Source organism: Micromonospora rosaria (genome assembly GCF_001567585.1).
GTDB lineage: Bacteria > Actinomycetota > Actinomycetes > Mycobacteriales > Micromonosporaceae > Micromonospora > Micromonospora rosaria.
Map to the genome: position 1 here is coordinate 1 of NZ_LRQV01000114.1, position 22,849 is coordinate 22,849.

Sequence of the window (22,849 nt, forward strand, 5' to 3'; positions counted from 1 at the left end):
TCCCAAGCTGACAGTGCGGGTTCGATTCCCGTCACCCGCTCCACGCACGAAGGCCCTGACCAGGACGCAAGTCCCCGCCAGGGCCTTCGATGTTCCCCGGTCCGGTCGGGGTCAGCGTCCGAGGCGCGCGTCCGGCCGGGAGGAAGTGATTCGGTCACCCCACCAGCGCCCCTCGGCCCAGGCGAAATGGGCACACTGCTCACGATCGATCCGGTACGGTGACCGAGCGGGTACTGGGTGCTGCGTGTCGGTGGCCCTTCGATGACCTGACGATCGAAGTCGACATCGCGTTGCCGTCACCGTCGCCGATGCTGCAATTCCAGTTCCCCGGCCACGGGGAGGCATGGTGTTTGGCCAGTTGGTGCGTGTCCACCGGCAACGGTTGGGCCTCACGCAGGAAGAGCTCGCTGACCGCGCGGGGATCGGCGTGCGAAGCATCCGTGACATCGAACAACGTCGCATAGTGCGGCCGAGGCAGGGCACCGTGCGGTTGCTCGCCGACGCGTTCGGGTTGTCGGGAACCGACCGTGAGGGCTTCTGTGTGTCCGCCGCACCGCTGGGCGGCGCCGACAGTCACCCGTCGTCGGGCCCGACCGATCCACCGCCCGCGCCGGGCGGGTGCGTTGCCGTCGCCAGCCACGGCGCGCGTTTCGACGGTCCACACGGTGTATGCGGGTCAGCCGCCGCCGACCTCGTGCCGGCCATGCTGCCGATGGATCTTCCCTCGTTCGCCGGTCGCCAGCGCGAGTTGAACCACCTCGATCAGCTTCTGACGGCGATCGAACGTCAACCCACCAGGGTTCTCGTCTCGGCCATTTGGGGGATGGCTGGCGTGGGCAAGACGGCACTGGTGGTGCACTGGGCTCATCGGGTGGCCAATCGGTTCCCGGACGGGCGGCTGTATGTGAACCTGCGTGGATTCGACCAAGGTGGATCGATGGTGGCCCCGACTGTCGCGATCCGTGCTCTCCTCGATGCGCTGGGAGTGCCGGCGGACCGGGTTCCGACGACGCCGGAGGCGCAGGTGGCGCTCTACCGTGGGATGTTCACCAATCGTCGCATGCTCGTGGTGCTCGACAACGCTGCCCACGCGGAACAGGTGCGGCCGTTGCTGCCCGCGTCGGCGGGTTCTTTCGTGGTCGTGACCAGCCGGAACGAACTCGCCGGCCTGGTTGCTGCCGAGGATGCCCAGCCGTTCGCCCTCGACCTGCCCGGTGTCGACGATGCGTGGCAGATGCTGGCTCGTCGCCTCGGCCCCGAACGGGTCGACGCCGAACCACACGCGGTCGGCCAGATCATCGAACGGTGCGCCCGGTTGCCGTTGGCGCTGGCGGTCGTTGCCACCCGAGCGATCGCGCGCCCCGGCCTCGCGCTCACCAAGCTGGCCGACCAGATGCGGTGCCAGGACGGGCTGCTCGACGCGTTCTTCGACGTGGACCCCACCGTCGACATCCGTGCAGTTTTCTCCTGGTCCTACCGAAAGCTGAGCGCCGACAGCGCGAGACTGTTCCGCCTCCTGGGCCGACATGCCGGAACGGACATCGCGGTACCAGCGGCGGCCTGCCTCGCAGGCGCCCCGGCGCGGCAGGTGCGTCGATGGCTCGCCGAGTTGACGCGGGCGCATCTGCTCGCGGAGCACGCCCCCGACCGCTACACGTTCCACGACCTGGTGCGCGCGTACGCTGCGGAACTCGCCGATGCCATCGACCCCGAGTGCGAGAACCAAGAGGCCAGGGCACGGTTGCTCGACCACAGTCTGCACCTGGCTCCCACTGTGGCCGGGTCGCTCAAGCCGCAACGGTCGGCGGCCCGACCGTTGTCGAGCCTCGGCCAGGAGCCCGTCGCTCGGCGCGGAAGGTTCCGCACCGACACCACGGGCTCCTGGCTCAGTCAGCAACCGTGCCGGGATCAGGCGTGACGAAGGTAGCCGCCGGCACCGGTCGAGCCGTAGGTGTCGTGGACGGTGCACCGGACGTAGTAGGTGCCGTAGAGCCCGGAGATCGTCTTGGAGTTCGACGTGCCCGGCGCACCGGCGGTGACGCTGCCGACCTGGACCAGGTTGCTCGCGTCGAACATCTGACAGGTGGTGTCCTGGAACAGGCCAGCGAGGGCCTGCACCTGCATCTTGTTGCTGGAGTTCGCGGACAGGTTGCCGGTGAAGCACATGGTCAGCAGGTCGCCCTGCGGGATCTTGCAGCCGGACGATGCCGCAGAGGCGGGCGTGGCCGACAGGGTGACGATCGCGATGGCCGCGGTGCCGCCCACGGCGATCTGTCGGAGGATCTTGCGCATCTGGTTCTCCGTTCCCCGTTCGTGTTGGTCAACTAAGGATGTCGATCACCACGCGGCGGATCCAGGCGGTTGACCGGCGGTTGACGCTGTGCTGGAGGCCGCCGATGAGCCGCCGGTCAACCGCCGATCCCAGATGGTCGGCCGCGGCGGCCAGCCGGCAGGAAGCGCTGTGGCACCGCGAGACGCCGTGAACGCTTCGAGTCGGCGGAAGGCAGTAGCTAGCGGGTCACCACGGCGGTGTGCCTAACCTGCCGGCATGAGTCCGGGCGAGGCGTGGCGGCTGTACCACGGGGGCGGGTTGGTCGGCGAGATCGAGGAGGTCGAGCGGGACTTCCCCTGGATCCACGGCCGCCTCCACGCCCGGCCCGGCTTCGAGCCGTTGCGTCCGCTCTTCACGGCTTGGAGGGTCGCCCTCGACGCGGAGGACCACCCGGGCATGGAGCGCGCGTACCAGGCGATCCGGGCCGCCGTCACGATGACGTACCCGGACGGTCGGCCGGTCGCCGAGTTCATGCTCGGTATCGAGGGGGACGAGGCCAGCTTCCGCTGGCACGACGAGCCCTTCGACGAGGAGTAGCCCCCGCCCCCAGCCGAGCCGGGCGGTGTGACTACTCGGCGACGAAGGTGCCCCGGGCGGGGAGGGTCACGACCAGCCCTCGGTCCCGGAGCAGGCGGATCGCGGAGCGGACCGTGCCCCGGCTGACGCCGTACTGCTGTTGCAGGTGCGCCTCGCTCGGGACCGGCTGGCGCGGCTTCAGCTTGCCCTCCTCGATCTGCTTGGCGAGGAGATCCGCGAGCTGGATGTAGAGCGCCACCGGGGACATCTCGTCAACCATGAGCCGGACCTTAAGGACGACGAACCCGACCAGCCCGTAGGGTATGGATTAGACGTCTAATACGGGCTGTACGGGTTGTACGAGTGGAACAGGTTCGACTACCTTCTGTAGGCGTGCCTAAACCAGCCGTCAGGAGGTGTGCCATGAGATGTTGGACGAGGTCGGGGCCGTGAGGGGGCGTCAGGAGCCGCTGCTGGTGCGGACCGCCTGGTGCGTGCTGCGGCACCATCGGCACCACGACTGCCCCCGCTGCACGGCCGGCGGCTGGTGCCCGACCGTGCACGCCGCCCGGACCCGGATCGTCGCCTGGCAGCGGTACCGGTCGCGGTGAGCGAGCTGCGGGCCGGTGATCTCCTGCACCTCACCCGTGCCGCCAGCCTGCAGTTCGGCCGGCCGATCCTCTTCCGGCTGATCCGGGTGCAGACCGACTGGATCACGTACGACGGGTGGGTGTGGCTCGACGGGTACCAGCTCGACGACCGGGGTGACGCGGTGGCCCGCCGCTCGGTCTTCGTGCAGCGGGCCGGCATCCGGACGCTGACGCAGCCGCCCCGGACCGTCCCCGACCAGCACGGGCGTCGGTCGCGGCGGCGGACGGCGGGCGGGCGCTGACGGTACCGCCGCACCCGGCCCCGGTCGCGCGTGGTGACCGGGGCCGGTCGCCGCCTACCCGGTCGGCAGGGCGGCGCGGTCGGCCTCCGGCGGGGTAGCCGGTGGCGACTGTTGCGCAGCGGTACCGGGGCCGGTGGTCGGCGGGGCGAGGCCGGGGGTCGGAGCCCCGGCGGCGGGCAGGGGCAGCCGGTGCAGGGCGCGGGCGATGGTGCGCCAGGGCAGGAGCGCGTCCCCCCAGCCCCGGACGTCGAACGAGGCGAGCATCGCGGGAGCCCGTTCGACCAGGCGAGCGCCGTCGGGGAGGCGGGCGAGCGCGTAGCAGAAGATCAGCCAACTGGCGAAGGCCAGGTAGACCAGGGCGGCGAGGAGCAGGAGGAACACGCCGAGGGCGTGCAGGAGGTCAGGGTTCACGGCGCCGGAGTCCTTCGGGGGGAGGAGCGTCACTGCCGAGGGGTACGCAGGTCCGTGGCGTGCTGCTGCCGGATCGACCTGCGGAGCGGCCAGCCGAGGCCGCGGGGGCCGTCCTTTCTTCCCCCACCTCGTGACCGACTCTGCCCACCGGCGCGTGACGCGTGCCGGCGTCGGCGTGCGGGGCGCCGGTCGGACCCGACCAGCCCCGGCATCGCCGCCTATCACTATGCCACCGGCCGGCGACACGGCGCTACCACCACCCGCGAACGCCGGCCGTCGACCGGCACGGCCCGACGTCGACCGGCCCTGACCGGTGGGAGGGCTCAGACGGAGTTGCGTGCGGGTTCCCGGGCCGCGTCCGGCGGGGGTACCGGCCCGGTTCCGGAGGTGGGTGCCGCTGCGCCGTCGCCCCGCCGCTGGTGGCCGTACCGGCGCTGGTGGCGTAGGCCCGCCAGCACCCCGGCGGCGACCAGGACGGCCGAGCCGACGCCGACCGCCGGGTACCCGACCTGGCCGGCGGCGGCGAGGCCGAGCGAGGCGGCGGCGAAGGAGCAGATCAGCCCGAACGACGAGAAGAGGGTGAAGTCGGTGCCCCCGGTCGCCGGTCGAGAGTAGTCCATGTTCACCGTGTAGACGACCACGTTGAGGACCGTGTACGCGGTCATGAAGCAGCTCAGCGCGACGACCGTGCCGGTGAGCGGGGCGTCGCCGCGCAGCAGCGGCAGCAGCAGGACGACGGAGAGCGTGAGCAGCGCGCCGCCGACGACGAGGACGGCGCTGCGGCTGGACCGGCCAATCCCCGCCCCGGCGACGAGACCGGCCAGGATCGCCGGCACGCTGATCACGACGCCGGTCACCACGCCGATCCGCGCCAGCGACCAGCCGGCGTCGACCAGGGCGGGGGTGACCAGCGCGTACGCCGCGCCGGAGCCGACGTAGACCAGGGGTACCACGACGAAGGTCCACCAGCGACAGCCCGGCTGGCCGAACGCCGACCACAGTGCCCGGTACGCGCTGCCGACGGCGGGTACCCGGTCGGTGCGGGGCGGCTCACGGAACCGCCACACCACCACCAGCCCGACGGCGGTCAGCGCGGCCAGCAGCAGGACCGCCGCCGCCCAGCCGTACCGGTCGTAGACGAGCACGCAGGCACCGCCGCCGAGCAGGTTGCCGAGGTAGCTGGCGGCGACCTGGATGCCGTTACCGGTACCGCGGGCCCGGGTCGACAGCAGCCGGACGGCGACGGCGTCCGCGGCGACGTCCTGGGTCGCGGAGAGCAGCACGTACGCGGCGCAGATGGCCACGATCGGGCCGAGTTGGTCGGCCGGGCGGGGGAACGGCAGCAGGGCGAGCAGGGCCAGCACCAGTCCGCTCTGGAGCACCAGCAGCCAGGAGCGGTAGTGGCCGTGCCGGCGGGAGCCGTACCGGTCGAGAAGCGGGGCCCAGAGGAACTTGACCGGCCAGATCAGGCCGATGGCCTGGAGCAGGGCCAGGGTGTCCAGCGAGGTGCCGCCGTCCCGGAGGATGGCGGTCAGCCCGACGGTGATGAACCCGATGCCGAGGTACTGGGTGACGTAGAGCGCGGTCAGCGTGCCGAGCCGGCCCGGTTCGGCGGGCTGCCGAGATGGCTTCACGAACACTCCCGGTGCGGAGCGGGTAAGTTAGGGAAGGGTAACCTAACTTACGGGCGGCACTCAGCGCGAGACCTCCGGACTGCGTAGGGTGGCGGCCATGCGGATCGGCATCGTGATTCTTGGCGACCAGCGCTGGGCGCAGTCCCGGCACCGCTGGACGCAGGCCGAGGAGTGGGGCTTCGACCACGCCTGGACGTACGACCACCTGGGCTGGCGGGACCTGGTCGACGGGCCGTGGTTCGACTCGGTGCCCACCCTCACGGCCGCCGCGACGGTGACCTCGCGGATGCGGCTGGGCACGCTGGTGGCCTCGCCGAACTTCCGGCACCCGGTCTCCTTCGCCCGACAGGTGACCGCGCTCGACGACATCTCCGACGGTCGGGTGCTGCTCGGCATCGGCGCGGGCGGGATCGGGTTCGACGCCACCGTCCTGGGTGGCGAGACGCTGCCGCCACGGGTGCGGGTGGACCGGTTCACCGAGTTCACCGAGCTGCTCGACCGGGTGCTCACCGAGGACGGTACGACCTGGCGCGGCGAGTGGTACGCGGCGGTGGACGCGCGCAACAACCCGGGCTGCGTGCAGCGGCCCCGGGTGCCCTTCGTGGTCGCCGCGAACGGCCCGCGCTCGATGCGGCTGGCGGCGACGTACGGCCAGGGCTGGGTCACCACCGGGCTCGGCGGGGACGACCTGCCGAGCTGGTGGCAGAGCGTGACCGAGTTGAGCGCCCAGTTCGACCGGGCGCTGGCGGCGACCGACCGCGACCCGGCGACGGTCGACCGGTACCTCTCGCTGGACTCCGCCCCGCTCTTCTCGCTCAGCAGTCCCGACTTCTTCGCCGAACAGGTGGGCCGCGCCGCCGACCTCGGCTTCACCGACGTGATCACGCACTGGCCGCGCGCCGAGAGCTGGTACGCCGGCGACGAGGCGGTGCTGGCCGAGGTGGCGACCGGTCTGCTGCCGGACCTGCGCAACGCCTGACGCCTACTCGGCGGCCCAGCCAGCGAGGCGGGTCGCGTCACCGCCGCCGAGGTGAGGAGAGGCGGCCGGGGTCAGGTGAGGCGGGTCGCGTCCACCAGGGCGTGGATCCGCAGCTCGCGGGCCACGTCGGGCGGGCAGTCGGCGGCCACGGCGGTGACCCCGACCAGGGTGGCCCCCCGGGCGGCGCAGATCTCGTCGATCGCGCGGACCTGGGCGCCGGTCGCCACCCAGTCGTCCACCACCAGCACCCGGTCCCCGGGGCCGAGGTGCCGGTCCCGGACGCCGAGGGTGACCCGCCGGCCCCGGAAGTCCGGTGGGCTCTGCGCCCAGGTCACCGCGCCGGGGGGCCGGCGGCCGTCGCCCGGCTTGAGCGCCGGCACGAAGCCGACCCCGAGCGCGGTCGCGGCGAGCGGCCCGAGGAGCAGCCCGGTCACCGCCGGGGCGACGACGACCGTGGGCCGCTCGATCCGGAACGGGGCGACCAGGGCGGGGCCCAACCCGGCCAGTACCTCCGGGTCGCGCCACCAGCCGGCGACGTCGCTGACCAGGTGGTCGCTCTCCGGGCCGGGATCGACCCAGCGGAACAGCTCGACCAGCCGTTCGACCAGGCCGGCGGGCGGACCGGCGACGAATCCGGCGCGCGGATCGGCGGGCGAGCCGGCGGGCGGGCCGGCGGGCGCTGACCCGGGGGGCGGGTCGTCGTCACGGGGCGCGGGCACGCCACCATCCTGCGGTACGGGTACGAGCGGGCCAGCGCGGGTCGGATGATCGGCTACACGTATCAGCGCAAATACGGACTTAGCGCCATGATCACGTTGACTTCGGAAGTGCTTCTCTCGTTACGGTCCGACCCGGTTTGTAGTGAAGGTGAAAGGACCGGCCGGTGACCGAGAGCTCCCTGCGTACCCGCATCTTCTCCTCGCCCGTCGGCGTCGCGGCCACCGCCGTCGTCGGCGTCGCCCTGGCCGTCGGCGGGACCGTCGGCACCGTACGCCTGACCGCCGGCGCGACCGGGTCGGCGCCGCCGCCGGCCGTGGTCGACCCGCTGCCCACCACCGCCGTGCCCGGTCCGCCGGCCCCGTCGCCGAGCGTGACCGCCTCCCCGAGCCCGACCGCGTCGCCGACCGCGCAGCCCAGCCCGAGCCGGGCCGAGGCGGCCTCCCGGAGCCGGGCCCGGACCGCCGCGCCGAAGCCGACCACCGCGAAGCCGACGGCCACGCCGACCACCGCGAAGCCCAGCCCGGCCAAGAAGCCCGCCCCGACCGTGGTCGACAGCGGCTCCTGCGGGGCGTCCTTCTACGCCTCCGGGCAGGTCACCGCCAACGGCGAGGCGTTCGACCCGAACGAGTTGACCGCCGCGCACAAGACCCTGCCGTTCGACACCCGGGTGCGGGTGACCAACCCGGACACCGGCGCGTCGGTCACCGTCCGGATCAACGACCGGGGCCCGTTCATCGCCGGCCGCTGCCTCGACCTCTCCCGCGCCGCCTTCGCGGTGATCGCTCCGCTGGAGGTCGGCGCGCTCACCGTGCGCTACGACGTGCTCGGCTGAGCCGACCGGCCGGGCCGGCCGGGTGGTCGGCCTCCGGTGGTCCCGTGCCTGATCAGGGGCACGGCGATCGGATCGGCCCCGGGGTCCGGGCGGCCAGAACCTCGTCGGTCGACGGGCCAGGTTCATTCACCCGTTCACGAGGATCAGGCATGCTGTCCCTCGTACGCACGCATCCCTCCCAGCCGGGCTCCGGCCCGCTGACCCCCGGATCCCGCGCCGGTCTCGGCGCGGCCCTCGCTCTGCTCGTGATCGGCTGCGCGGTGGAGGTGGCCGACGGGCGGGAGGTGCACTACCTGCCCCTCTTCTCCGCCGCGCCGCTGCTCGTCGCGCTGGCCGGATCGTGGCGACTGGTGCTCGGCCTGGGTGCCGCCGCGACTCTGCTGGGCGTCTGCTTCGCCTTCGCCGAGCCGACCCCGTCGCTGGCCACCGCCACCGGCCTGGGCACGGTCGCGGTGGTGACGGGGATCGCCGCCGCGCTGGCGTCGGTCCGGCAACGGCAGGCCGACCGGCTGGTCGAGTTGTCGAAGCTCGCCACGGTCGCTCAGCAGGCGGTGCTGCGACCGCTCGGGCCGCAGGTGGGGACGCTCGCCGTCGCCGGCCGGTACATCTCGTCGACCGCCACCGCCGAGATCGGCGGCGACCTGTACGAGGCGATCGACACCCCGTACGGGGTGCGGATGCTGATCGGGGACGTCCGGGGCAAGGGGCTGGACGCGGTCCGGCTGGCCAGCATCGTGCTCGGCTCGTACCGGCACGTCGCGTACGAGCGGGCCGACCTGCGGGCGATCGTGGCCGACCTGGACCGGGCGGTGGCCCGCAACGTGGGTGACGAGGACTTCGTCACCGCCGCCCTGGTCGAGGAGCGGGGCGGCACGCTCACCATCGTCAACTGCGGCCACCCGCCGCCGCTGCTGCTGCGCCGGGGCGCGGTGATCCCGCTGGAGCCGCCCGCGCCCGCCCCGCCGCTGGGGTTCATGCCGGAGGTCCGGCCCCGGGTGGAACGCCTCGAACCGGGGGACCGGCTGCTGCTCTTCACCGACGGGCTCGGCGAGGCCCGCCGGGACGGCGAGTTCTTCCCGACCGCCGACCGGGCCTGGCGGCTGCTCGGCCACGGGACGGTCGGCGACGGGCTGGCCTCCCTGGAGACCGCGCTGGTCGAGTGGGTCCACGGCCAACTCGACGACGACATCGCGCTGGTGCTGATGGAGTACGCCGGGCCGCGTACCGACCCGGCCGTGGCCGTGCCGAGCTGGGAGGTCGGCGCCACCGAGTCCTGACCCGGACGCAGGGCGTGATCCTGGTCACTCCTGCTTGTGGGTTGTCGCTGCCTACCCGCGAGTAATACTCTGGGGTTACTGATCGGTAACACCTGTCCGGAAGCGGGGCCAGCGAGCATGACCCACTACAAGAGCAACCTTCGGGACCTTGAGTTCAACCTGTTCGAGGTCTTCGGGGCGGATCAGGCGTTCGGCCAGGAGCCGTACACGGATCTCGACGTCGACACCGCGCGGAGCTTCCTCGCCGAGGTCGACCGTCTCGCCCGCGAGGACCTCGCGGCCAGCTACCTGGACGGCGACCGCAACCCCCCGGTCTTCGACCCGGCCACGCACACCGCGCCGCTGCCGGAGTCGTTCAAGAAGTCGTACCAGGCGTTCATGGACTCCGAGTTCTGGCGCCTCGACCTGCCGAACGCGCTGGACGGCACCCCCGCCCCGCGTACCCTCTGGTGGTCGCTCGCCGAGATGGTCCTCGGCTCGAACGCCCCGGTCTGGATGTACGCCTCCGGCCCGTCCTTCGCGCACGTCCTGCACGTCGAGGGGACCGAGCGGCAGCAGAAGTGGGCCAAGCTCTTCATCGACAAGCAGTGGGGCTCCACGATGGTGCTCACCGAGCCGGACGCCGGCTCGGACGTCGGCGCCGGCCGGGCCCGGGCCATTCCGCAGCCGGACGGCTCGTGGCACATCGAGGGCGTGAAGCGCTTCATCACCTCCGGTGAGCACGACCTGAGCGACAACATCGTGCACTACGTGCTGGCCCGCCCGGTCGGCGTCGAGGGCGTCGGCGGCCCCGGCACCAAGGGCCTCTCCCTTTTCGTGGTGCCGAAGTTCCACTTCGACGAGGAGTCCGGCGAGCTGGGCGAGCGCAACGGCGTCTACGCCACCAACGTCGAGCACAAGATGGGCCTGAAGGTCTCCAACACCTGCGAGGTGACCTTCGGCGAGCACGGCGTACCGGCCAAGGGCTGGCTGCTCGGCGACAAGCACGACGGCATCCGGCAAATGTTCATGATCATCGAGTACGCCCGGATGATGGTCGGCACCAAGGCCATCGCCACCCTCTCCACGGGGTACCTCAACGCCCTGGAGTACGCGAAGAACCGGGTGCAGGGCGCCGACCTGCTCCAGCAGACCGACAAGGCCGCGCCCCGGGTCACCATCACCCACCACCCGGACGTCCGCCGCTCGCTGATGCTGCAGAAGTCGTACGCCGAGGGGCTGCGGGCGCTGGTCTGCTACACCGCCTCCTGGCAGGACAAGGTGGCCATCGCCGAGGCGGCCGGCGACGAGCCGGCGACCGCGCTCGCCAAGCGGGTCAACGACCTGCTGCTGCCGCTGGTCAAGGGCGTCGGCTCGGAGCGCGCGTACGAGATCCTCGGACACGAGTCGTTGCAGACCTTCGGCGGCTCCGGCTTCCTCCAGGACTACCCCCTGGAGCAGTACGTCCGGGACGCCAAGATCGACACCCTGTACGAGGGCACCACCGCGATCCAGAGCCTCGACCTGGTCTTCCGGAAGATCGTCCGGGACAACGGCAAGGCCCTGCTGACCGTGGCCGGCGAGATCCAGGAGTTCATCGCCTCCGAGGGCGGCAACGGCCAGCTCAAGCAGGAGCGGCTGGCGCTCGGCAAGGCGCTCACCGAGGTGCAGAGCATCCTCGGGGTGCTCACCGGCTGGCTGGGCGAGGCGCAGGCCGGCGACGCCCGTGCCCTGTACAAGGTCGGGCTGAGCAGCCGCCGCTTCCTGCTCGCGCTCGGCGACGTGATCGTCGGCTGGCTGCTCCAGCGGCAGGCCGACGTCGCCCTGAAGGCCCTGGCCGGCGAGGTCTCCGCCACCGACCAGGCGTTCTACACCGGCAAGGTGGCCGCCAGCCGGTTCTTCGCCCGCGAGGTGCTGCCCCGCATCGGCGCCGACCGCCGCATCATCGAGTCCACCGACCTCGACCTCATGGACCTCCCCGAAGAAGCCTTCTGACCCTCCACCCGTCCTCGCCCTCTCCTTCCTCTCCTCCCTCCGCCCGGCCCGGCCCAGCGGCCTCGCGCCGCCGCCCGCCCGCCCGTGCCCGGCGCGTTGATCATGGGGTTTGCGTCACCGACCAGCACCGCTGGTGACGCGAACCCCATGATCGTCCCTGGAAACGGCCGGTGGGGGGAGCGTGCCTGAGGTGGCCGGGGTGGGGGGAGTGTCCGGGGTAGGGGGCGGGGTTGGCGGGTAAGCGGGGGCGCTGAGAGACGTCGGCGGGACGGGGCCGGCTGAGGAGTAGGGGCCGGCAGCGGCTGTCGGCGGAGCACGCCCGGAGGTCACCACACGGGGGAGTGCAGCGCACATGGGTGTTGGTAGCGGTATCTTCCTGATCGCCATCGGCGCGATCCTCACGTTCGCCGTGCGGGCGAACGTCTGGTGGGTCGACCTGCGGGCGGTCGGCTGGGTGTTCATCCTGGCCGGGCTGGCCGTCCTGCTCACCACGCTCTGGTTCTGGCAGGACCGGCGCAAGCGGGCCCGCACCCTCATCGTCGAGGAGAACCGGCTGTCGCATCCGACCGCGATGATGCCGCCCCCGCCGGACCCGCCCCCGCCCACCGCGCCGCCGTCCTGACGTCCCGTCCACCCCAGCCCAGCGCGGTGCCTGCCTGGCGCGGTGCCCGCCCGGCGCGGTGCCCGCCCGGCGCGGTGCCCGCCCGGCGCGGTGCCTGCCTGGCGCGGTGCGGGGTGTTAGGGGGGGTCCCCTCCTCTACCGAACGCGTTAACAGGGGGCCCTTCCTTTCAGCGCAGGAGGTGGTCGGCCAGTCGGGCGTGGCCGGGAGCGAGGTCCGGCCACGGTGCCGGGGCGCGGTGCGCGACCAGTTCGGCGGTGCGCAGGCCGTCCGGTACCGGTCGGGCCGGGTCCAGCAGGTTGGACAGCAGCGACACGCCCGGGTTGTGGGCCACCAGGAGCACCGTGTGCGCCTCCGGTGACACCGTCCTGACCAGCGCCAGCAGGTCCTCGTGAAGGGCCTCGTAGATGCCCGGTTCGTAGCGTACGACCGGTGCGGAGCCCGCCGGCCCACCCTCCGGCGGGCTTCCGGTCATCCCGGCCGCCACCGCGTGCCAGGTCTCCCGGGTACGCCTCGCCGGTGAGCAGAGCACCACGTCGGGCAGGTACCCGTGCCGGGCCAGCCAGGCTCCGGCCGCCTCTGCGTCGGCGTACCCCCGGGCGGTCAGTGGCCGGTCGACGTCGGGGATCTCCCCGGGTGGCTCGGCCTTGGCGTGCCGCAGCAGGATCAGCGTGCGGCCCCGTCCCCTGTCGTCCGTCATGGGGCCAGCTTGCCGGATTGGCGCTCCGAGTGCCGGGGTATGTCGATGGGTGCCGCAACCTCATCCGTGGCCGCGGCGGGTAGGAAACGCCAGCAGGACGCCAAGGAGGCGACAAGATGGGCATCGGTGGCAGTATCTTCCTCATCGCGGTCGGCGCGATCTTCGCGTTCGCCGTGGAGGCCAACCTCGGGTGGCTGAACGTGAGCGTCGTCGGCTGGGTGCTGATGTTCGCCGGGCTCGCCGGTCTGATCACCACCCTCTACTTCTGGAACTCCCGGCGTCGGACCGTGGTCGCCACCCCGGTCCGCGAGGAGCGGGTCGTCGCCGACCGGACGGTCCCGGTCCGCGACGACCGGGTGGTCCAGGAGTACCGCGAGGTCCGCGGCCCCGGCCGCACCGTCTAACCCCCGGACCCCACCCCTCCCCCTCCCCCTCCCCTCCCCCTCCCCCGTCGATCATGGGGTTGGCGGCACTCGCAGAGATCAGGAGTGCCGCCAACCCCATGATCAACACCGATCAAGGGGGGAGGGAGGGGGGTTAGGCGAAGAGGGCGAAGTAGATGGCGATGTGGTGGCAGATCGCGGCTACCAGGGTGCAGGCGTGGAAGAACTCGTGGTGGCCGAAGACGGTGGGCCACGGGTTGGGGCGGCGCAGCGCGTAGAAGACCGCACCGACGCTGTAGATCGCCCCGCCGACGGCGAGCAGGACCAGCGCGGTGACCCCGCCGACGTGCAGGATCTCCGGCAACATCGCCACCGAGACCCAGCCGAGCGCCAGGTAGAGCGGGGCGGAGACCCAGCGGGGCGCGTGCGGCCAGATCAGTTTCACCCCGACGCCGCCGAGCGCCCCGCCCCAGACCAGGACGAGCATCCCGGTCGCCGGCCGGGGCTCCAGCAGCAGCGCGCAGAACGGGGTGTACGTGCCGGCGATGAACAGGAAGATCATCGAGTGGTCCATCCGGCGCATGACCTGGTACCCGCGCGGTGACCACACCCGACGGTGGTACAGCGCGCTGGTGCCGAAGAGCCCGCAGACGGTCAGGCTGTAGATCGCGCAACTGACCAGGGGCGCCCAGCCGGGACGGCTGGCCGCGATCGAGCAGAGCACGATGCCGCAGACGAGGGCGACGAAGAACGCGTAGGTGTGCAGCCAGCCGCGCATCCGGGGTTTGCCGATGTCGACCGGCTTCAGGCGAAGCGGTGCCGAGGTGGTCACGACTAGAGGTTACGACACCGTAGGTTACTTGTAGGTAGTGCAACTGGTCACGGTGCCGACACCCGCCGATACGGCAGGATGTCGGGATGCGCATCCGACCCGCCGGTGAGCACGCCCTGCTGCTCGACTGCGCCGGCCCGGACCAGGTCGAGGCGTGGCGCGCCGAGCTGTGGCGGCGACGGGAACGCGGCGAACTCACCGCCGTCGAGATCGTGCCGGGAGCCGAGACCGTCCTGCTCGACGGGGTACCCGATCCGGCGCGCACCGCGACCCTCGTCGCCCGCTGGACCCCCCACCCCGCGAGCCCCGCCGAACCCACAGCCGGTGCGGGGGGCGCCGGTGCCGGGGGCGTCGGGGAGGTGCGGGTGCCCACCGAGTTCGACGGGCCCGACCTGGCCGCCGTCGCCGAGCACTGGGGCACCGACGTGCCGGAGGTGGTGCGGCGCCTCACCGACCTGCGGTTCCGGGTCGCCTTCTGCGGCTTCGCGCCCGGGTTCGCGTACCTGACCGGGCTGCCCGAGGGGTGGGCGGTGCCCCGGCTGTCCAGCCCGCGTACCCGGGTGCCCGCCGGGTCGGTGGCCCTCGCCGGGCGGTACGCCGGGATCTACCCGACCGAGTCGCCGGGCGGGTGGCGGCTGGTCGGCCGCACCAGCCTGCCCCTGTTCGACGTGCACGCCGACCCGCCCGCCCGGCTCACCCCCGGCACCCGGGTCCGGCTGGTACCCGCGTGACCGGGGCGACGGGCATCCTCCCGGCCGGAACCGTCGAGGTGATCCGGGCCGGGGCGCTCACCACCGTGCAGGACCTGGGCCGCCCCGGCTGGGCGCACCTGGGCGTACCCCGATCCGGGGCGCTCGATCCGGCGGCCCTGCGCCTGGCGAACCGGCTGGTCGGCAACCCGGAGACCGCCGCCGGCCTGGAGACCACGCTGGCCGGCTGCGACCTGCGGCTTGACCGGGCCGGCACGGTCGCCGTCACCGGGGCCGAGGCCCGGGTCCGGGTCGGGGACCGGCCGGCGGACGTGGGCCGGCCCATCGCGGTGCCGGCCGGCACCCCGGTCCGGATCGGCCCGGCCCGGCGCGGGGTACGCAGCTACGTGGCCGTCGCCGGGGGCGTCGCCGTCGAGCCGGTGCTCGGCAGCCGCGCCACCGACCTGCTCTCCGGCCTCGGCCCGCCCCCGGTCCGCGACGGCGACCGGCTGCCCCTGGGTACCCCCACCGGGACGCCCGCTGGCGTGGACGTCACCGTCGGCGGCCCGTTCCCCACCGAACTGCGGCTCGCGGTGCGGCTCGGCCCCCGCGACGACTGGTTCACCCCGGAGGCGGTACGGCTGCTGCTGAGCACCTCGTACACGGTGAGCCCGGACAGCAACCGGATCGGCGCGCGGCTCACCGGCGCGGCGCTGCCCCGCGCGGTCGCCGGGGAACTGCCCAGCGAGGGACTGGTGCTCGGCGCGGTGCAGGTACCGGCGGACGGGCAGCCGTTGATCTTCCTCGCCGACCATCCCACCACCGGCGGGTACCCGGTCGTCGGGGTGGTGACCGACGTGACCGCGCTCGCGCAGGCCCGGCCGGGGACTACGGTGAGATTCCATGGACCTCAACGCTGATCTCGGCGAGGGATTCGGCATCTGGCAGCTCGGCGACGACGAGGCGCTGCTGGACGTGATCACCTCCGCCAACGTGGCCTGCGGCTTCCACGCCGGTGACGCGTCGACCATGCGCCGGGTCTGCGCCGCCGCCGCCCGACGCGGTGTCACCGTCGGCGCGCAGGTGGGCTACCGCGACCTCGCCGGCTTCGGTCGCCGCTACATCGCGTACGACCACGCCGAGCTGCGCGACGAGGTGACGTACCAGCTCGGCGCGCTGGACGCGTTCTGCCGGCTGTTCCGGACCCGGGTGCGGTACGTCAAGCCGCACGGGGCGCTGTACCACGCGGCGGCGACCGACGAGACCCAGGCCGCCGCCGTGGTCGCCGCCGTCAACGACGTCAACCACGAGCTACCCCTGCTCTGCTCGCCCGGCTCGGTGCTGGCCCAGCTCGCGGTCGGCGCGGGCCTGCGGGTGGTCGCCGAGGGCTTCGCCGACCGGGGGTACCTGCCCAACGGCCGGCTCACCCCGCGCGGCGCCCCCGGTGCCCTGGTCACCGACCCCGACGAGATCGCCGCGCGGGCCGTCCGGATGGCCACCGAGCAGACCGTCGTCGCCGTGGACGGCACCGTCGTCTCCTGCCCGGTCGAGTCGATCTGCCTGCACGGTGACACCCCGGGGGCGGTCGCCTCGGCGGGGCGGGTGCGGGAGGCGCTGACGGCGGCGGGGGTCACGCTCACTGCGTTCGCGTGAAAGGAAGGGCCCCCTGTTAACGCTTTTTGTAGAGGAAGGGGCCCCTCCAAACACCCCGGCTCGCCGGGACGGCCGGGGTCGGCGGCGGCCGGCGGGCCGGGGGCGGCGGGTGTCGGCTACGTGTCGAGGCCGCGCAGCACCAGCGGGAGCCGGGCGGGAGCGCCGTCGACCACCCGTACCGGGACGCCCCAGTCCTGCCGGGTCAGGTGGCAGGCCGCGTGCTCGGCGTCCGCGTCGCAGGTGGCCGCCTGCGCGGTCACCTGGAGCACACCCCCGGGTACCGTGCCGTCGATCACCAGCCGGCGGGACAGCTCGGTACCGGTACCGGCGCCGTCGAGCAGCAGCTCCGGCGGGGAGGCGGAGACCACCAGCCGGGTCGACGGGCCGTATGTCTCGTCGAGTTTCTGCCCGGGAGCCGGGGTGAAGACGACGTCCAGGGTGACCTCGCCGGGGGCCAGGTCGGTCGGGCGGCGTTCGGTGCGGTGCCGGGGGCCGGCCACGGTGGTCGCGCCGGTGGCGGTGAGCGCCCCCGGTGCCACCTGGGTCAGCCGGTGCGCCGCCGACTCGACCACGAGTACCGCCCCGTCGTCGGTCAGCACCAGGTCGCTCGGCTCGGCGAGGCCGTCGGCCACCGTGCCGACCAGCCCGGTCGCCGGGTCGTACCGGCGGACCGCCCCGTTGTACGTGTCGGCGACCAGCACCGAGCCGTCGGGCAGCGCGCACACCCCGAGCGGGTGTTGCAGCAGCGCCTGCCCGGCCGGCCCGTCCACGTGCCCGAAGTCGAACAGCCCCTGCCCGACGGCGGTGCCCAGGGCGCCGTCCTCGACGTACCGGATGGCGCTGGTCTCGCTGTCGGCGATCCAGAGCCGGCGGCCGTCGGCGGCGACGGAGAGCCCGGAGGGCTGCGCCATCCACACGTCCGGCAGCGGCCCGTCCCGCAGCGCCTCCACCGTCGTGCCGGCGTACACCCCGGCGGTCCGCTTGACCGGGTCGAACCACCAGAGCTGGTGGATGCCGGCCATCGCCACGATCACCCGGCCGTCGTACCAGGCCAGGTCCCAGGGGGAGGAGAGGTCGACGGAGAGCGCGTCGTGGGCGTGGTCGTCCACCGTGGAACGCCACTGCCGTCCCGTACCGGCGACCGTGACCACCTCGCCGGTGGCCAGGCGTACCCCGCGCAGCAGGTGGTTGACGGTGTCCGCGACGACCAGGTCGTACCCGGCGATCTCGGCGACCTGCGGGGGGAGCAGGCAGAGCCCCTGCGGCTCGGCGAAGGTGGCTGCCTCGGCCGGGCCGTCGACCCGCCCCCGGTGCCCGGCGCCGATCCGGCGGACCACGGTCTCCCCGTCCGGCTCCAGCTCCACCAGCGAGTGCCGCGCCGAGTCGGAGACCAGCAGGTTCCCGCCGGGCAGCGCCACCGCCTTGCCGGGGAAGCGCAGCGTGGTCGCCGGCTCGGCGGGCGGCACGTACGGCCCGTCGCCCCGGTGCAGGGTGCCCTTCGCCTCGTGCTCGGCGACGAGCTGGTCCAGCAGCCGGGCCAGCCCTTCGGCGTGCCCCTCCCCGGCCATCGTCGCCACCACGTACCCCTCGGGGTCGACCACCGCCAGGGTCGGCCAGGCGCGGGCCGCGTACTGCTGCCACATGTCCAGCTCCGGGTCGTCGAGCACCGGGTGGTGCACCCCGTACCGCTCGACCGCCGCCACCAGGGCGTCCGGGTCCTTCTCGTGCTCGAACTTGGGCGAGTGGACCCCGACGACCACCAGCACGTCGGCGTACTTCTCCTCCAGCGGGCGCAGCTCGTCGAGGACGTGCAGGCAGTTGATGCAGCAGAAGGTCCAGAAGTCCAGCAGGATGATCCGCCCACGCAGGTCGGCGAGGGACAGCTCCCGCCCGCCGGTGTTGAGCCAGGCCCGCCCCCGAAGCTCGGGCGAGCCGGACGCGGGGAGTGGTGCTCATGCCGCCACCTCGCCGTACCCGGTGCCGCCCCGGCCCTCGACGACGATGGTCCGCTCGCTGAACTCGCTCATGGGGCCAGCCTTTCACGTCGGTCCCGACCGCGACCGGGGTCTCCCCGGTGCCCGCCGGCTGCACGCCTGGTCAGCCCGGATGATGGTGCCGGGTGAGACGACGCCGGCGGGGCCACGGACAACCGGGGCCCCGCCGGGTCGGTCGGGTAGGGGTGGCCGAGGCCACCCGGGGTCACTCCTGGGCCGGCTTGAGGCAGAGCACCCGGTTGGGGACGTCGCCGCGCAGGACGACGTGCGGCTGGCCCGGGTCGTCGCACTTGTCCTTGTTGTCGACCTTGGAGACCACGGTGAAGGCACCGGAGTCGCCGCAGTCGGCCTCCGCCGCGCCCTCGCCGGACTGCTTGACGCAGGAGTTCACCGCCGGGTCGAAGGCCGCCGGGTCGTCGTTGCCGACCTTGCCGAGCAACAGGAGCAGACCGAGCGGTACGGCGAGGATCAGCACCGCCGCCACCAGCACGGCCGCCAGGACCCGCCCGTTGCGGACCTTCGGCGCGGGCTGCTCGGGCTTCGACTCCTCGGCCTCCGGCTTGAACGCGTCGAAGCGGCCCTGGTCCGACTCGCCGGCGCCGTTCTGCGGCCATCCCGGGCCGGACTGCTGGCCGCCGGGCGGGAACGCGGACGGGAAGCCGCCCGGCCCCGGCTCGCCGATCGGGCCGAAGCCCGGGGCGCCGCCCGGCACCGCGCTCTGCCCGCCCCCGCTGCCCGGGGTGGGCGGCCCACCGAACGGGTCGCCCCGGTCGAGCGGGGCGTCGTGCGGCCGGACGCCGTTGACCGGGCGGTTGGTGCTGGTGGGCTCGCCGAAGGCGGGCATGGTCGGCGGGAAGCCCGGCGGCGTGGCCGCCCGTGGCGGGGCTTCGCCGAAGCCACCCGGGTGGGCGGTCGTCCGGTCGTGGTCGTCGAAGCGCTGCTCCGGACCCGGCCCGAACCGGTCCGCCCCCTGCTCGAAGGGCTTCGGCCCCGACTCGAAGGGCTTCGGCCCCTGGTCGAACGGGTGGGGCCCCTGGTCGAACGAGGGGGGCCGCTGGTCGAACCGCTCCGGCCCCCGGTCGTACTGGTCGGGCCCCCGGTCGTACTGGTCCGGTGCCGGGCCGAACCGGTCACCGCCCTGGTCGGGGCGCTCGGGTGCGGGCGGGAAGCCCCGGTCGAACTGGTCGGGACGAGCGCCGCCCTGGTCGAAGCGGGGCTCCGGCGCGGGCTCGGCCCGGTACCCGACCGGCTCGGCGGCGTCCGGCTCGTCCGCCGGCTCGGGCCGGGAGGGCCGGCCGTACACCCGGGGCTGCGGGGCGGGCGGGCCACCCGGCGGCAGGGACTGGTCGGTCGGGGGTACCTTGCTGGCCGCCGGCACGGCGGCGCTGGCCGAGACCGGGCCGGCGGCCTCCCCGGCCTCCGGCGAGGTACGCGGCGACGGCACCACCGGGCTGCCCGGAGCCTGCGGCTGCTCGTGCGGCGCGTCGGCGGGCGCCCAGCCACCGGGCTGCCCGTACGCCTGCGGTGCGGCACCCTCGCGGCCGGCCGGCTCGGGGAAGCCCGGCTGACCGGAGGCGGCGTACGCGGCCGGGGCCGGGTAGTCGGCGGGTGGTGCGTAGTCGGCCGGCGGCGCGGCGGCCAGGCTCGCGCCCGGGATGCGCTGCTCCTGCGGGGGCAGCGGCACCGCGTTGGCGGGCGAGATGCCCGGCCCGGGGGCCGGCTGGTACATCGGGGCGTCGTCGGGGCGGTTGCCCGGCCACTCCTCGGCGGGGGCGGACCGCTCCGACGCCGGGTCGTTACGGCCCCACGCCTCCTCGGCGGCCCACGGCTCACCCGCCGGGATGGCCGGCCGCTCGGCGCGCTCGGACCCCGTCCACTGTGCCGGGTTGGCCTCCTGCGGGGAGCCGCCCCAGGCGTGGGGCCCGTCGCTGCCCGGCACGGACGCCGTACCCCGGCTCGGTGCGGCGGCGCCCGCGGCCCAGCCGGCGGCCTCCGGGCGCTCGTCCGGCGTGGACGGGCGGGGCCAGCCGCCGGACTGCGCCGACTCGTCCGGGGTGGACCGCTGGTCGGGCTGCGGGCGGTCGGTCTGGTGCGGGGCGGCCGGGGCCCAGCCACCGGCCGGGTTCTGGGCGTCGCGGGCCGGCTGGTCCCAACCGGCGGAAGACTGGTTCTGCGGGGGGCCCCAGGCGGGCGGGGACTGGCTCTCCGGGGCCGGGCCGTTCCAGCCGGGCCGGGGGGCCTGCTCCGCGCCGGGCCAGCCGCCGCCGGCCGGGCCGGGCTCCGGCGTGCCCCAGCCGCCGGAGCGGGCCGGATCCTCCGACGGGGACGGTGCGCCACCGGACCAGCCGCCCGACTGGGACGGGTTCTCCGGCGGGGACCAGGTGTCGTGGTTCGGCGCGGGCTGCTGCGGCACCGAGGCGGCGCCCCGGGCCTGCGGCTGGGGCTGCTGCTGCGCCCAGTCGGGCGCGGGCGGCGCGGCCTGCGCCCAGGCCGGCTGCCCCGGCTCCGGGTGCGGCGGGGTCGGGGCCGGCGCGGCGGCCCAGCCGGGGGCGGCCGGTTCGGGCTGACTGGTGGCCCAGGCCGGCTGCGGCGGCCCGCCCTGGTTGCCCCAGGGCGTCGGCTCGGCGGTGGCGGCCCAGTTCGTGGTCGGCGCCGGGTCACCCTGCTGCCCGGCCCAGGCCGGTGCCGGCTGGTCCGGCCGGTTGGCCGGTGGCGGGGGCGCCCAGCCCAGGTCGGGGTTGTTCCCGTAGCCGCTGTTCTGCTGCTGCGCTGGCCGGTCGCCGTACGGCGCCGGTCCGCCGGCGCCCGGCGACACCTCGTCCGGCTCCCGGCCGGGGTGGTGTGAGCCCTCGGACGTCATCGGTGCGCCTCCTCAATCATGTCGGCCGCCGGTGCCGGATCGGGTCTCGTCGGCGTGGCTGCCGGCGTCGCCAGCGGTCCGGCCGTGCGGACTCTCTCGCACCCTAACCGGTGGCCGCCCGTGGCAGCCGGGGAGCATCCGGCCGTCACTCCGCGTCGCCGGGCCGATTCGAGGAGCTTCTATCGGCCCGATCGATCCGGATCGCCGGCTGCGGTGACGACCGTGCCCCACCGTACCGGGCGGTGCGGCGGGGTGGAATCCCGGTCTCAAGCGGTTGAAACGCCGACGACCCGCCCGGTGGTCGGGCGGGTCGTCGGACTGGGAGGAGGGAGCGGAAGGTCTCGGCGTCAGCTCACGTGCCGCTGGGCGATCGCGATGATCTCGTTGCGCACCGAGGGCGAACTGGCCTGGCGCAGCGCGTGCTCGATGGCGCGGGCGCGGCGGTTGGCGTCACGGCGGTCACGGATTCGCTTGATCATGCTCATCGGGGCTCTCCTCCAGGCTTATTCGGTTGTCGTCCCGTCGTTGCTTCCATTGAAGCGCAGAACCCCGCCCATCGCCATCGATTATTAGGTGAGGTGGGACACCCGCCGACAAATCGAAGGTTCGGCGGTTGCTTAGCCGACGTTCAGTCGGCAAACGGCGACGGCCGGTGTGCCGGGGTGGGGCCCCGGGCACACCGGCCGTCGCGGTGGTCGAGCGTCAGGTCCAGGCGAGCAGCGCCGCCTCCGGATCGGCGAGGAATTCACCCACGTCCCGCAGGAACTTCGAGCCCAGTTCACCGTCGATGATCCGGTGGTCGAAGGAGAGCCCCAGGGTGGTCACCTGACGTGGCCGGACCTTGCCCTTGTGCACCCAGGGCATCTCCCGTACCGCGCCGAAGGCGAGGATGGCCGACTCGCCCGGCGGCAGGATCGGCGTACCGGTGTCCACGCCGAAGACCCCGACGTTGGTGATGGTCACCGTGCCACCGGCCATGTCCGCCGGGGAGGTCTTCCCGGCCTTGGCCGTCTGCACCAGGTGGGTCAGCGCGTCGGCCAGCTCGCGCAGGGTGAGCCGCCCGGCGTCCTTGACGTTCGGCACGATCAGCCCGCGCTCGGTGGCCGCCGCGATGCCCAGGTTGACGTAGTCCTTGACGACGATCTCGTCCCCGGCCCACGTCGAGTTGACCATCGGGTACCGCCGGACCCCGAGCAGGACCGCCTTCGCCACCAGCAGCAGTGGCGACACCCGGACGTCCCGCCACTCCCGCCGGGTGCGCAGCCTGTCCAGTGCCTTTATCGACCGGGTCACGTCGACGGTGAGGAACTCCGTCACGTGCGGGGCGGTGAACGCCGAGCGGACCATGTTCTCGGCGGTGAGCTTGCGTACCCCCTTGACCGGGATGCGCTGCTCGCGCTCCGCGCCGGGGCTCGCCGCCAGCGCCGCCGGGGCCGCGACCGCCGACTCGACCGCCGGGGCCGTCGCCGCCTGCTGCACGTCCGCCCGGGTGATCGAGCCCAGCGGGCCCGAACCGGTCAGCGTGGCCAGGTCGACGCCGAGGTCGCGGGC

At 73.8% G+C, this 22,849-nt stretch carries 23 protein-coding genes and 1 pseudogene; 13 read left to right on the forward strand and 11 right to left on the reverse strand.

Features of this window, described 5'->3' with window-relative positions; all coding sequences use genetic code 11:
• Nucleotides 1-343 precede the first annotated feature (343 nt).
• A complete protein-coding gene (locus AWW66_RS24215) occupies nt 344-1,918 on the forward strand; it encodes an XRE family transcriptional regulator (protein ID WP_067370845.1) in 1,575 nt (524 codons plus the stop codon).
• Here the strand turns inward: AWW66_RS24215 and AWW66_RS24220 are convergent.
• Nucleotides 1,909-2,292 (reverse strand): hypothetical protein, encoded by a 384-nt coding sequence (locus AWW66_RS24220; protein WP_067370847.1) that lies wholly within the window; start codon nt 2,290-2,292, stop codon nt 1,909-1,911. The two genes, AWW66_RS24215 and AWW66_RS24220, sit on opposite strands and share 10 nt — an antisense overlap.
• A gap of 256 nt (nt 2,293-2,548) precedes the next feature.
• Between AWW66_RS24220 and AWW66_RS24225 the strand changes: the two genes are divergently transcribed.
• Nucleotides 2,549-2,869 (forward strand): hypothetical protein, encoded by a 321-nt coding sequence (locus tag AWW66_RS24225; RefSeq protein ID WP_067370849.1) that lies wholly within the window; start codon nt 2,549-2,551, stop codon nt 2,867-2,869.
• 31 nt (nt 2,870-2,900) lie between these two features.
• Here the strand turns inward: AWW66_RS24225 and AWW66_RS24230 are convergent, their stop codons facing one another.
• A complete protein-coding gene (locus AWW66_RS24230; RefSeq protein WP_067370851.1) occupies nt 2,901-3,128 on the reverse strand; it encodes a GntR family transcriptional regulator in 228 nt (75 codons plus the stop codon).
• A 169-nt stretch (nt 3,129-3,297) separates the two neighbouring features.
• On the opposite strand from AWW66_RS24230, the gene AWW66_RS24235 reads away from it, so the two are divergent.
• The gene (locus AWW66_RS24235) at nt 3,298-3,459 is read left to right on the forward strand and encodes a hypothetical protein (RefSeq protein WP_157527819.1); all 162 of its coding nucleotides are present in this window, start codon (nt 3,298-3,300) and stop codon (nt 3,457-3,459) included.
• Nucleotides 3,456-3,740 (forward strand): hypothetical protein, encoded by a 285-nt coding sequence (locus AWW66_RS24240; RefSeq protein ID WP_067370855.1) that lies wholly within the window; start codon nt 3,456-3,458, stop codon nt 3,738-3,740. Before AWW66_RS24235 ends, AWW66_RS24240 begins: the two co-directional genes overlap by 4 nt.
• A 54-nt stretch (nt 3,741-3,794) precedes the next feature.
• Here the strand turns inward: AWW66_RS24240 and AWW66_RS24245 are convergent, their stop codons facing one another.
• On the reverse strand, nt 3,795-4,151 hold the full coding sequence (locus AWW66_RS24245; RefSeq protein ID WP_157527822.1) for a hypothetical protein: 357 nt from the start codon (nt 4,149-4,151) through the stop codon (nt 3,795-3,797).
• 323 nt (nt 4,152-4,474) lie between these two features.
• Nucleotides 4,475-5,785, reverse strand: a complete 1,311-nt coding sequence (locus AWW66_RS24250) for an MFS transporter (protein ID WP_067370881.1) — start codon at nt 5,783-5,785, stop codon at nt 4,475-4,477.
• A 97-nt stretch (nt 5,786-5,882) separates the two neighbouring features.
• Between AWW66_RS24250 and AWW66_RS24255 the strand changes: the two genes are divergently transcribed.
• Complete coding sequence (locus tag AWW66_RS24255) at nt 5,883-6,764, forward strand: LLM class flavin-dependent oxidoreductase (protein ID WP_067370858.1); 882 nt, start codon at nt 5,883-5,885, stop codon at nt 6,762-6,764.
• Between the two features lie 71 nt (nt 6,765-6,835).
• On the opposite strand, the gene AWW66_RS24260 is transcribed toward AWW66_RS24255, so the two are convergent.
• Nucleotides 6,836-7,372, reverse strand: coding sequence for a phosphoribosyltransferase family protein (locus AWW66_RS24260; protein WP_067370883.1), 537 nt, complete (start codon nt 7,370-7,372; stop codon nt 6,836-6,838).
• 275 nt (nt 7,373-7,647) lie between these two features.
• Here AWW66_RS24260 and AWW66_RS24265 point away from each other — a divergent pair, with 275 nt between their 5' ends.
• From AWW66_RS24265 to AWW66_RS24280, 4 genes are all read left to right on the forward strand, one after another.
• On the forward strand, nt 7,648-8,316 hold the full coding sequence (locus tag AWW66_RS24265) for a septal ring lytic transglycosylase RlpA family protein (protein WP_067370860.1): 669 nt from the start codon (nt 7,648-7,650) through the stop codon (nt 8,314-8,316).
• A 149-nt stretch (nt 8,317-8,465) separates the two neighbouring features.
• Entirely contained in the window at nt 8,466-9,593 is a 1,128-nt protein-coding gene (locus tag AWW66_RS24270) for a PP2C family protein-serine/threonine phosphatase (protein WP_067370862.1), read from the forward strand.
• A 117-nt stretch (nt 9,594-9,710) separates the two neighbouring features.
• Nucleotides 9,711-11,567, forward strand: a complete 1,857-nt coding sequence (locus AWW66_RS24275) for an acyl-CoA dehydrogenase (protein ID WP_067370864.1) — start codon at nt 9,711-9,713, stop codon at nt 11,565-11,567.
• 352 nt (nt 11,568-11,919) lie between these two features.
• Entirely contained in the window at nt 11,920-12,189 is a 270-nt protein-coding gene (locus AWW66_RS24280; RefSeq protein ID WP_067370866.1) for a DUF6458 family protein, read from the forward strand.
• A gap of 167 nt (nt 12,190-12,356) precedes the next feature.
• On the opposite strand, the gene AWW66_RS24285 is transcribed toward AWW66_RS24280, so the two are convergent.
• The gene (locus tag AWW66_RS24285; protein WP_067370868.1) at nt 12,357-12,887 is read right to left on the reverse strand and encodes a SixA phosphatase family protein; all 531 of its coding nucleotides are present in this window, start codon (nt 12,885-12,887) and stop codon (nt 12,357-12,359) included.
• A 116-nt stretch (nt 12,888-13,003) separates the two neighbouring features.
• Here AWW66_RS24285 and AWW66_RS24290 point away from each other — a divergent pair, with 116 nt between their 5' ends.
• Nucleotides 13,004-13,291 (forward strand): DUF6458 family protein, encoded by a 288-nt coding sequence (locus AWW66_RS24290; protein WP_067370869.1) that lies wholly within the window; start codon nt 13,004-13,006, stop codon nt 13,289-13,291.
• 133 nt (nt 13,292-13,424) lie between these two features.
• Here AWW66_RS24290 and trhA read toward each other — a convergent pair whose 3' ends face one another.
• Complete coding sequence (gene trhA / locus AWW66_RS24295) at nt 13,425-14,102, reverse strand: PAQR family membrane homeostasis protein TrhA (protein WP_067370871.1); 678 nt, start codon at nt 14,100-14,102, stop codon at nt 13,425-13,427.
• Nucleotides 14,103-14,188: 86 nt separating this feature from the next.
• Here trhA and AWW66_RS24300 point away from each other — a divergent pair, with 86 nt between their 5' ends.
• The 3 genes from AWW66_RS24300 to AWW66_RS24310 are packed head-to-tail and all read left to right on the forward strand — an operon-like array spanning nt 14,189 to nt 16,444.
• Entirely contained in the window at nt 14,189-14,833 is a 645-nt protein-coding gene (locus tag AWW66_RS24300) for a 5-oxoprolinase subunit B family protein (protein WP_067370873.1), read from the forward strand.
• Nucleotides 14,830-15,711, forward strand: a complete 882-nt coding sequence (locus AWW66_RS24305) for a 5-oxoprolinase subunit C family protein (protein ID WP_067370875.1) — start codon at nt 14,830-14,832, stop codon at nt 15,709-15,711. The genes AWW66_RS24300 and AWW66_RS24305 overlap by 4 nt, the downstream gene beginning before the upstream one ends.
• Nucleotides 15,695-16,444 (forward strand): LamB/YcsF family protein, encoded by a 750-nt coding sequence (locus tag AWW66_RS24310; RefSeq protein ID WP_067370877.1) that lies wholly within the window; start codon nt 15,695-15,697, stop codon nt 16,442-16,444. Before AWW66_RS24305 ends, AWW66_RS24310 begins: the two co-directional genes overlap by 17 nt.
• 116 nt (nt 16,445-16,560) lie before the next feature.
• On the opposite strand, the pseudogene AWW66_RS24315 reads toward AWW66_RS24310, so the two are convergent.
• The 4 genes and pseudogenes from AWW66_RS24315 to AWW66_RS24325 form a co-directional block, all read right to left on the reverse strand.
• A pseudogene (locus tag AWW66_RS24315) lies at nt 16,561-18,400 on the reverse strand (NHL domain-containing thioredoxin family protein).
• Nucleotides 18,401-18,643: 243 nt separating this feature from the next.
• The gene (locus AWW66_RS24320; RefSeq protein WP_067370879.1) at nt 18,644-21,298 is read right to left on the reverse strand and encodes an LppU/SCO3897 family protein; all 2,655 of its coding nucleotides are present in this window, start codon (nt 21,296-21,298) and stop codon (nt 18,644-18,646) included.
• A 347-nt stretch (nt 21,299-21,645) separates the two neighbouring features.
• Nucleotides 21,646-21,783, reverse strand: coding sequence for a hypothetical protein (locus AWW66_RS34590; RefSeq protein ID WP_169807169.1), 138 nt, complete (start codon nt 21,781-21,783; stop codon nt 21,646-21,648).
• Nucleotides 21,784-22,000: 217 nt separating this feature from the next.
• Nucleotides 22,001-22,849 (reverse strand): dihydrolipoamide acetyltransferase family protein (locus AWW66_RS24325; RefSeq protein WP_169807170.1); only part of this gene is annotated, 849 nt, incomplete at its 5' end.

What these genes read in the sequence shown, in the direction of transcription:
- AWW66_RS24215 (WP_067370845.1), top strand. Translation starts at nt 344, where the DNA reads ATGGTGTTTGGCCAGTTGGTGCGTGTCCACCGGCAACGGTTGGGCCTC.
- AWW66_RS24220 (WP_067370847.1), bottom strand. Translation starts at nt 2,292, where the DNA reads ATGCGCAAGATCCTCCGACAGATCGCCGTGGGCGGCACCGCGGCCATC.
- AWW66_RS24225 (WP_067370849.1), top strand. Translation starts at nt 2,549, where the DNA reads ATGAGTCCGGGCGAGGCGTGGCGGCTGTACCACGGGGGCGGGTTGGTC.
- AWW66_RS24230 (WP_067370851.1), bottom strand. Translation starts at nt 3,128, where the DNA reads ATGGTTGACGAGATGTCCCCGGTGGCGCTCTACATCCAGCTCGCGGAT.
- AWW66_RS24255 (WP_067370858.1), top strand. Translation starts at nt 5,883, where the DNA reads ATGCGGATCGGCATCGTGATTCTTGGCGACCAGCGCTGGGCGCAGTCC.
- AWW66_RS24270 (WP_067370862.1), top strand. Translation starts at nt 8,466, where the DNA reads ATGCTGTCCCTCGTACGCACGCATCCCTCCCAGCCGGGCTCCGGCCCG.
- AWW66_RS24275 (WP_067370864.1), top strand. Translation starts at nt 9,711, where the DNA reads ATGACCCACTACAAGAGCAACCTTCGGGACCTTGAGTTCAACCTGTTC.
- AWW66_RS24280 (WP_067370866.1), top strand. Translation starts at nt 11,920, where the DNA reads ATGGGTGTTGGTAGCGGTATCTTCCTGATCGCCATCGGCGCGATCCTC.
- AWW66_RS24285 (WP_067370868.1), bottom strand. Translation starts at nt 12,887, where the DNA reads ATGACGGACGACAGGGGACGGGGCCGCACGCTGATCCTGCTGCGGCAC.
- AWW66_RS24290 (WP_067370869.1), top strand. Translation starts at nt 13,004, where the DNA reads ATGGGCATCGGTGGCAGTATCTTCCTCATCGCGGTCGGCGCGATCTTC.
- AWW66_RS24300 (WP_067370873.1), top strand. Translation starts at nt 14,189, where the DNA reads ATGCGCATCCGACCCGCCGGTGAGCACGCCCTGCTGCTCGACTGCGCC.
- AWW66_RS24310 (WP_067370877.1), top strand. Translation starts at nt 15,695, where the DNA reads ATGGACCTCAACGCTGATCTCGGCGAGGGATTCGGCATCTGGCAGCTC.
- AWW66_RS24320 (WP_067370879.1), bottom strand. Translation starts at nt 21,298, where the DNA reads ATGACGTCCGAGGGCTCACACCACCCCGGCCGGGAGCCGGACGAGGTG.
- AWW66_RS34590 (WP_169807169.1), bottom strand. Translation starts at nt 21,783, where the DNA reads ATGAGCATGATCAAGCGAATCCGTGACCGCCGTGACGCCAACCGCCGC.